The organism is Rhizobium sp. TBD182, assembly GCF_001950375.1.
Classification (GTDB): Bacteria; Pseudomonadota; Alphaproteobacteria; order Rhizobiales; family Rhizobiaceae; genus Agrobacterium; species Agrobacterium tumefaciens.
The window spans coordinates 429,623-438,085 of the sequence record NZ_BDLN01000001.1 but is presented as its reverse complement, the minus strand read 5'-3'; the positions used below and the strand labels follow the sequence as shown (position 1 = coordinate 438,085).

Below are 8,463 nucleotides of genomic sequence, written 5' to 3'. Positions count from 1 at the left end.
TTGAGGCGATAAATGAACGACCTGCTTAAGATACCCTGTGTGCTGATGCGCGGCGGAACATCTCGTGGACCGTTCTTCCTGGCGTCTGACCTTCCGCGTAATCGAGCGGAACGGGATGCGGCACTTTTGTCCATAATGGGTTCCGGTCATCCGCTGCAGATAGACGGGATAGGAGGCGGCAATCCGGTCACCTCGAAAGTGGCGATCATAGGTCCTTCCACCGTCGAAGGCGCAGACATCGACTATCTCTTCGCCCAGGTTCGTACCGACAGGCAGTATGTCGACTATTCGCCCAATTGCGGAAATATGCTGGCCGCGGTCGGTCCCTTTGCGATCGAAGCGGGACTTGTGGAGGCTCGGGGAAGCGATACCGTGGTTCGCATCCACAACGTGAACACCGGAAAATTGATCGAGGCAAAGGTGCCGACGCGTGGTCGCGAAGTAATTTATCTCGGAGACGCATCAATCGACGGCGTTCCGGGTCTGGCTGCACCGATCGCCCTGACTTTCGTGGATGCGGCGGGTGCGAAAACCGGAAAACTGTTGCCCACCGGAAACCCTGTCGACACGGTTGAGGGAATAGATGTGACAGCGATAGACTGCGCAATTCCGATGGTCCTCATGCGTGCGGGAGACCTCGGCGTCACGGGATATGAAGATCCGCAGACCCTGACTTCCAATAGCGATCTCATCGAACGATTGACCCGCATACGCATTCAGGCAGGCAAATTGATGGGGATGGGGGATGTAACGGATATGGTCATACCAAAACCCGTGATCGTAGCACCGGCACGCAAGGGAGGCACTCTGTCTGTCCGGTACTTCATGCCCAATGAGTGCCACCCTGCCCTGGCAACGACCGGCGCCGTTGGCATAGCAACCGCAGCGATCACGGAAGGCTCCGTGGCATTTGAACAAGCGGGAAATCGGTCTGTTCCGACCCAGATCTGCATCGAGCATCCCGCCGGTCGGCTGGACGTGCAACTTGAGATGCGGAACGGAGCAATAACAGCCGGGCTTGTGAGAACGGCCCGCAGACTTTTCGAAGGCTTTGCCTTCGCCAAGCCAAATGCTGCGATTGAAGACGCAGCCTAGACAAAGCCATACTGGCTCAAAACATAGCAAAACTGGGAGGAGACCCTCATGCGTAAATACTTGCTTGCAACAGCGGCGCTCTGTGCGCTGGCAGCGTCGGCGAATGCAGAATCTGTCAGAATGAGTGTTGGTTCGTACAACCTCAACAACCTGCCTTTTCCGGTGGCGGCCAGCCTCGGCTTCTACAAGGACGAGGGCCTTGAGGTGACGACCGAGAACTTTGCCCAAGGCGGTTCGAAAGTCCTGCAGGCGCTCGTCGCAGGGTCCACGGATGTAGCCGTCGGTTTCTACGATCACACGATTCAGATGCAGTCCCAGAACAAGCACGTGGTTGGCTTCGTTCAGCTTGCCCGCAATTCCGGGCTGGTTCTCGCAGGAAAGAACGATACAGACTTCGATCCGGCAAAACCTGAAACCATCAAGGGCAAAAAGGTCGGGATCACCTCGCCCGGGTCTTCGTCCGATTTCTTCATTCGTTATTACATGAAGCAGCACAATCTGAGCGACAACGACATCGCCATCATCGGCGTTGGCTCTGGCGCTGCTGCTGTTGCCGCTCTGCAGCAGGGCAAGATTGACCTGTTGGTCAATTACGATCCGGCTGCGACGATCGTGGTTGAGCGTGGTCTTGGCAAGATTTTGATCGATGCCCGTAGCGATCAGGGCGCCAAGGACGTCTACGGCGGGATCTACCCCACCTCCGTCTTGTATGCGACGCAGGAATACATCGATGCACATCCCGAGGTGATCCAGAAGGTTACCAATGCCACGGTAAAGGCGCTGCATTGGATGAAGGAGCATTCGGCCGAGGAAATCGTTGCAAAGCTTCCCGATGATTTCGTGTCCGGCGACAAGCAGACCTACATCAAGGCGGTCGAAGCCGCCAAGGCGATCTTCTCCGAAGATGGAACCTTCAACCAGGCCGATCTGGAAACCCCGTTGGCGGTTTTGAAAAGCTTCAACGACGCAGTCGCGAAGGCCACGATCGATCTCAACACGACCTACACCAACAAGTTCGTCGAGGCTGCGGCTTCGAAGAGCGTAAACTGAGGGTCTTCAATGTCTTTGCCAATTAGAAAGTTAGAACCCGTGGCAGAACTCAATCTTCAGCCAATGGTGGCAATCGAGAACGTAACAATGGCCTTTGGCGCGTTCGTTGCGGTCCAGGATGTGAACCTGAAAGTTGGAGATGGTGAGTTTCTGTCGATTGTCGGCCCGACCGGATGCGGCAAGTCCACCATTCTCAATGCCATCGCGGGTTTGCTGAAACCGGCGCAGGGAAAGGTCTCCATCGATGGTTCGGCCGTGCAGGGCGTGCAGAACAACATTGGATATCTCTTCCAGCAGGATGCGCTGCTTCCCTGGAAAACGGCCTATCAGAATGTCGAGCTTGGCCTGCTGTTCCGCGGCGTATCCGAACATGAGCGCCGTACCAAAGTTCTGGCCTGGCTGGAAAAAGTTGGCCTGAAGGGGTTTGAAGAGCGCTTTCCGCATCAACTTTCAGGCGGACAGCGCAAACGTGTCCAGATGGCGCAGGCGCTTATCACCGAGCCGAAGGTCATCCTGATGGACGAGCCCTTCTCCGCACTCGACATTCACACGCGCCACCTCATGCAGAATGAACTCCTGAGATTGTGGCAAGAGGACCGCCGTGCAGTGGTCATGATCACGCACGATCTCGAAGAGGCGATTGCACTCGGGGACCGGGTTGTCGTCCTTGCCGCCGGACCCAAGAGCCGGGTTATCGAGAGCTTTCCGGTTGATCTGGAACGGCCCCGCAACGTTGCCGAAATCAAGCTCGATCCGAAATTCATGACCCTATATCGCGATATATGGGCGTCTTTGCGCGGCGAAGTGGAGAAAAGCTATGCAAGCCGTTAATGTTCGCATCATCCAGATCGTGCTTCTGGTCGTGCTCCTGGGTGGGTGGCAACTCGGGGTAAGCTCCGGGGCGATCGACCGCTTCTTCTTCCCGGCACCCATCGACATCGTCAAGCAGGTCACCACCTGGGTTGCCGATGCCGGCTTTTACAAACATGTCGGTATCACCTTGAGTGAAACGGTTCTCGGTTACCTCATCGGTACAGGTCTCGGCGTCGGCGCCGGTGTCTGGCTGGGCCTCAGTCCCTTTGTGGCCCGTGTGTTGGATCCGTTCATCAAGGCCGTGAATGCCATCCCGCGTGTGGTCCTCGCGCCAATTTTCGTCCTTTGGCTGGGGCTTGGCCTCTGGTCAAAGGTCGCTCTTGCGGTCACCCTCGTCTTCTTCGTGACGTTCTTCAACGCCATGCAAGGTGTTCGCGAAGTAAACCCCGTCGTGCTTTCCAACACGCGCATTCTCGGTGCAAAGCGCTCTGATCTCTTGCGTCATGTTTATTTTCCGGCGGCAGCCAGCTGGATTCTGTCGTCGCTGCGCACATCCGTCGGATTTGCGGTGGTTGGCGCGATCATCGGCGAATATCTCGGGTCTTCCGCAGGCCTCGGTTACCTGATCGCCCGTTCGGAAGGTAACTTCGACGCGGTCGGCGTTTTCGCCGGTATCATCATTCTCGCCATTTTTGTTCTCGTCATCGATCTCATTCTCGATGTCGCCGAGAGAAAGCTAATCACCTGGAGGCCGAACGCGGGCGAAGAACGGCCTGCTTGAGGTTTCGACCCAGTCTCACATCAAGCGGGGCGGCCAGTTGGTCGCCCCGTTTTTGTTCTACCGACGTCATCAGGCCGATCTCTCGGCTATCGGACGCCGGCAGACCTACTCACGGACAATATGCAAAAAGATGGTGGATCCCCTACCCTGTAAAACAGGAATGATTCACTTTGTCGTTGGAACCAAATTCCCATTCAAACATTTTAGGGGACCGTTACCTTCAGGACCTTGCATGAAAGATAATGATCTCCTCCGGCAGGATGCTCAAGACGCTGGAGAGCGTCTAGTATCTAGCCACGCTTCTGAAGATCCGTTTGCGGCAGCCTTCAAGGCCACCCGCATGCCCATGATCATCACAAATCCGCTCCAGAAAGACAATCCAATCATCTTCTGCAATGCTGCTTTCAGCAGATTGACGGGCTATTCCGCCGAAGAGCTGGTTGGTCAAAATTGTCGTCTGCTCCAGGGTCCAGACACGGATCCTGGCTCAGTTACGAAGCTGCGTGAGGCAATCGCAGCCGAGCAGGATTTGGCAATCGACATCCTTAATTACCGCAAGGACGGATCAGAGTTTTGGAATGCTCTCTTCGTAAGTCCGGTTCGCGATGCTTCCGGAACCGTCATCTATTTTTTCGCCTCGCAACTCGACTTCACCGATATCAAGAGCAAGGAAGCCGAACTCGCTCGCGCTCGCCACATCGCGGAGGGAGAGGTGGCGCTGCGAACGGCGGATTTGACTGAGGCATTGCGGGCAAAAACAACCCTCGTCCACGAAGTTGATCATCGCGTAAAAAACAACCTCCTGACAATCGCCTCAATCGTTAAGCTTCAGGCGCGGATGACTGATAACGATGTTGTGGAGCGGACATTGATGTCTGTGCTGAACAGGGTCGAAGCACTCAGCACCGTTCAGCGCAAGCTTCTGAACGATGAAGATGTAGGGCATTTCGATGTCGCGGATTTTGCCAATACATTGATGCTCGACAAGATCGGCGCCTTGAAGCGAACCGACATCATCCTCACCACCGATCTTCACGAGGTTGTGGTTCCGGCGACCAAGGCCTCCCCCCTTGCCTTGATCATCAACGAACTCATCGGCGACGCCATTCGCAGAGGATTGAAGGACCGTGGCGGGCAATTGCACCTGGAGGTCAAGCGCCTAAACGGCCACTTCCTTGTCAGGGTTGCCGATACCGTCACGCCGGGCGAAGTGGACAAGGAAGAAGCAGCCTTTAGCAAAAAGATGCTGGAAGCGTGCGTAAAACAATTGCGTGCTACGATAGTTCGGACGGTTGAAGGTTGCCTCTCGGATGTTCGTGTCACGCTTTCTGTAAAAGACTGAAAGGATCTCCTGTGAAAATCTTGATCGTAGAGGACGAAGCTCTGCTGGCGATGGAACTTGAAAGCGAAGTGGAAGATGCCGGACATGAGATTGTGGGGATCGCTGCCGACAGCAAGGAAGCTATCGAGCTTGCCAATAAGGCACTGCCGCAATTCGCATTTGTAGACATTCAATTGCTGGATGGTCCAACGGGCATAGAAGTCGGCCGATATCTTTCCTCGAGCTCCATCCCCTATGTTTTTGTTTCGGGTAACCTGAAGAGAATACCTGAGGACTTTGCGGGCGCACTTGGAGCGATCGAGAAACCTTACACGATGAACGGTTTGCAAAATGCCTTGCAGTTCATTGAAGGCATCGTTATTGGCGCAGAGCGCTCCGCTACCCCTCCTCCCAGCCTTGTTGTTTCGCCCAAACTGCTTGCCGCCTTGTCGGCTTGACCAACGCCGCCCCTGTGCGGATAAGGATTGACCTTGAATTCACCGTCGGAACGCATTGACGCAGTTCGAAACTCTGGGCTGCTTGATGTCCAGAGCCCACCCGAATTCCAGGATATTATCGAGGTCGTCAAAACCGGCCTGAAATGCCCAGTAGCTTTGATCTCCATTCTGGACGAGCACCGGCAGGTTTTCATCGCTCATGTCGGGTTGCCACCCAAATGGGCTGAAGCGGCGGAAACGCCACTCACGCATTCATTCTGTCAGCATGTGGTTCGCGACAGACAGCCTTTGATAATCGGGGATGCGACGGTTCATGATCTCGTTAGAAATAATCTGGCCATAACCGATCTGGGCGTGATCTCCTACATGGGAGTGCCTGTAACCCTCCCTGATGGCATGGTGATCGGCGCGCTCGCAGCAATCGATGGAGAACCACGCACATGGACGGAAAGCGAGCTGCAGTTACTGTACCAGATCGGAAGGGTCGCCTCGAACCAGATTGCGACCTTCCTTTCCGAGCGACGCTGGGGTGCGCTTTTCCAGCAATTGGAGGAAGGCATCGTCGTAGGATCGGTGATCCGTGACGTCAACGGAACGATTGTCGATTGGCGGTACGAGACGGTCAATCCCGCATGGAGCACTCTTCTTGGATTACCAGGCGATAATGTGCCTGGTCGAACCATGCGCGAACTCTTTCCAGAATTCGAGAATGAGTGGGTTTCCGATGTGGTGGAGGCCGTCGAGACCCAACAAAGCAAGCGTTTCACCCGCAAGATCGGATCGATGGACCGGTGGTTTGACGGCTATGTTCAAGCCACTGGTGAAGACACGTTCGTCATCATGTTCGTTGAAGTTACTGATCGGATGCAAGCCCAGGAGGCTTTGCGTGACAGCGAAACGAAGCTTCGCCTGATCGTCGAAGGCGCCAAAGACTATATTATCATGACGATCGATGAAGACCAGCGTATTACAAGCTGGTTCGGTGGAGCGCAGGAGACATTTGGCTGGTCGGAAGCCGAGATGCTCGGACGGCCGTTTGAGTCGATTTTTACTGAGGAGGACCGGGCAGCCGGCGTTCCTGCGGCTGAAGTGAGCAGAGCCACGTCCGAAGGGGTTGCACCTGATCGCCGATGGCACCTCGCTGCCGATGGCTCCAGCATCTTTCTGGACGGCACGATCCGGCCGATGTCCAACCATTCGTCGCCCAAGGTCCCGGGATATATCAAGGTCGCACGCAACGCCACCGCTCAAAAACTGTCGGAGGACAGGCAGCTTGCATTCCTGGAACTTGGCGAAAAGATCCGCGAGCTGGATACTGTTGCGGAAGTGGCATTTGCCGCCGCCGAGATTTTGGCACGGAGTCTGAGAGGCGCGACGCGGGCGGGCTACGGCATCGTTGACCCTATCGCCGAGACGGTGCAGATGCTTCCCGACTGGTGTGCGGAGGGAATGTTCACCGTCGCGGGGCTCCATCATTTCAGGAATTACGGATCCTACATCCAGGACTTGAAGCGCGGCGAGACGGTCATCATACCCGATGTGGCGACAGATCCGAGAACCTCCGCTTCAGCCGAGCTTCTACACTCATTAGGCATCTCCGTCCTCGTGAATGTGCCAATCATCGAAAGAGGTGCATTCGCGGGGGTCATGTTCGTACACTACGACAAGCCGCATGAATTCTCGTCCGAGGAGCGTGATTTTGTGCGTGCGATAGCGGACCGCACGCGTGAGGCGATCTCCAGGATTCGGGCCGAGCAGGAACAACAGGTTCTCAATCACGAGATCAGCCACCGGCTCAAGAACACGATGGCCATGGTTCAGGCAATTGCGACACAGACGCTTCGCCCTGTTACCGACAGAGCCCCTGTCGAAGCCTTCACGAGCAGATTGCGCGCGCTTTCCAATGCGCATGAGGTTCTCCTGAACCAGGACTGGTCGTCGGCGCGCATGGTGGCAGTGATCGATTCCGTGCTTCGCCAACTTTCTCTTCCCGAGCGATACCGCATATCGGGCACAGACATGGAAATCGGGCCCAGGACTGCGCTGTCGCTGGCTCTCCTGATGCACGAGCTTGGCACAAACGCCTTGAAATATGGAGCCTGGTCTTCTGATGCCGGAACCGTCGTTATTTCATGGACGATAGAAGATGCAGGCGGCGAGAACGCGCTTGTTCTGGAATGGAAGGAGCAGGACGGCCCGCCGGTGACCGCTCCATCGGGTAAAGGTTTCGGATCGAAGCTCATCCAGCTTGGTCTGATGGGTACAGGCGGTGTCGAGGTCAATTTTGATCCTGACGGCCTGCGGGTAACGATGCAGGGACTGGTTTCCCATTTGAGACAGTCATGATGACCGTGACCTCGAATGCTGCCGATGTGGCAACAATACTCGTCGTTGAGGATGAGCCGTTGCTACGCCTTGCCGCCGTGGATCTGGTTGAAACCGCAGGATACACAGCGCTTGCTGCGGCAGATGCTACGGAGGCGGTCAATATCCTTGAGGCACGCGCAGACATACGAATTGTCTTCACTGATATCGATATGCCACGCGGCGTCGACGGCCTGCAACTGGCAGCCATTGTTCGTGACAGGTGGCCCCCTATCAAAGTTATCCTGGTTTCCGGCCATCTCGAAGATCCCGGTCATATGATCGCGGCAGATACGGCTTTCTTTACGAAACCCTACTGCGAAGAGCAGATCGTGGAGACGATAAGACAGATGCTGCGGTAGCCGAGAATTTTTGCGGCTACCGGGATTCACCGCTCCGCTTGAAATTTGGAGATGGTGACAGAGTCGGATAAGGCTTGGCAGTCGATCTGCCGACTAATTGCCGCTGGTCCCTGAGGTTGGAATTGACGGATAAATTACCTGCTGAACTTGATGGTTTGCATCGCAATACCTTTGAATATTTCTGGTCCGGGAGCCACCCGGAGAGTGGCCTACCGCGGG

The 8,463-nt window shown here is 55.6% G+C and carries 8 protein-coding genes; all 8 read left to right on the top strand.

Going from position 1 to position 8,463, the window contains the following annotated elements; all coding sequences use genetic code 11:
* Positions 1 to 12: 12 nt before the first annotated feature.
* Positions 13 to 1,095: a 4-oxalomesaconate tautomerase gene (locus tag T18_RS02255; RefSeq protein ID WP_025593409.1), complete on the top strand. Its 1,083-nt coding sequence runs from the start codon at positions 13 to 15 to the stop codon at positions 1,093 to 1,095.
* Between the two features lie 48 nt (positions 1,096 to 1,143).
* The gene (locus T18_RS02250; RefSeq protein ID WP_038490958.1) at positions 1,144 to 2,145 is read left to right on the top strand and encodes an ABC transporter substrate-binding protein; all 1,002 of its coding nucleotides are present in this window, start codon (positions 1,144 to 1,146) and stop codon (positions 2,143 to 2,145) included.
* 63 nt (positions 2,146 to 2,208) lie between these two features.
* Positions 2,209 to 2,976: an ABC transporter ATP-binding protein gene (locus tag T18_RS02245; protein ID WP_034502326.1), complete on the top strand. Its 768-nt coding sequence runs from the start codon at positions 2,209 to 2,211 to the stop codon at positions 2,974 to 2,976.
* A complete protein-coding gene (locus T18_RS02240; RefSeq protein WP_038490962.1) occupies positions 2,963 to 3,739 on the top strand; it encodes an ABC transporter permease in 777 nt (258 codons plus the stop codon). Before T18_RS02245 ends, T18_RS02240 begins: the two co-directional genes overlap by 14 nt.
* Before the next feature lie 232 nt (positions 3,740 to 3,971).
* Entirely contained in the window at positions 3,972 to 5,081 is a 1,110-nt protein-coding gene (locus T18_RS02235; RefSeq protein ID WP_025593413.1) for a PAS domain-containing protein, read from the top strand.
* Positions 5,082 to 5,092: 11 nt separating this feature from the next.
* Positions 5,093 to 5,518 carry a response regulator gene (locus tag T18_RS02230; protein ID WP_003515224.1) on the top strand — a complete coding sequence of 142 codons (426 nt, stop codon included), beginning with the start codon at positions 5,093 to 5,095 and terminating at the stop codon, positions 5,516 to 5,518.
* A 27-nt stretch (positions 5,519 to 5,545) separates the two neighbouring features.
* The gene (locus T18_RS02225; RefSeq protein WP_233284939.1) at positions 5,546 to 7,864 is read left to right on the top strand and encodes a GAF domain-containing protein; all 2,319 of its coding nucleotides are present in this window, start codon (positions 5,546 to 5,548) and stop codon (positions 7,862 to 7,864) included.
* A complete protein-coding gene (locus T18_RS02220) occupies positions 7,861 to 8,244 on the top strand; it encodes a response regulator (protein WP_025593416.1) in 384 nt (127 codons plus the stop codon). Before T18_RS02225 ends, T18_RS02220 begins: the two co-directional genes overlap by 4 nt.
* Positions 8,245 to 8,463: the final 219 nt, after the last annotated feature.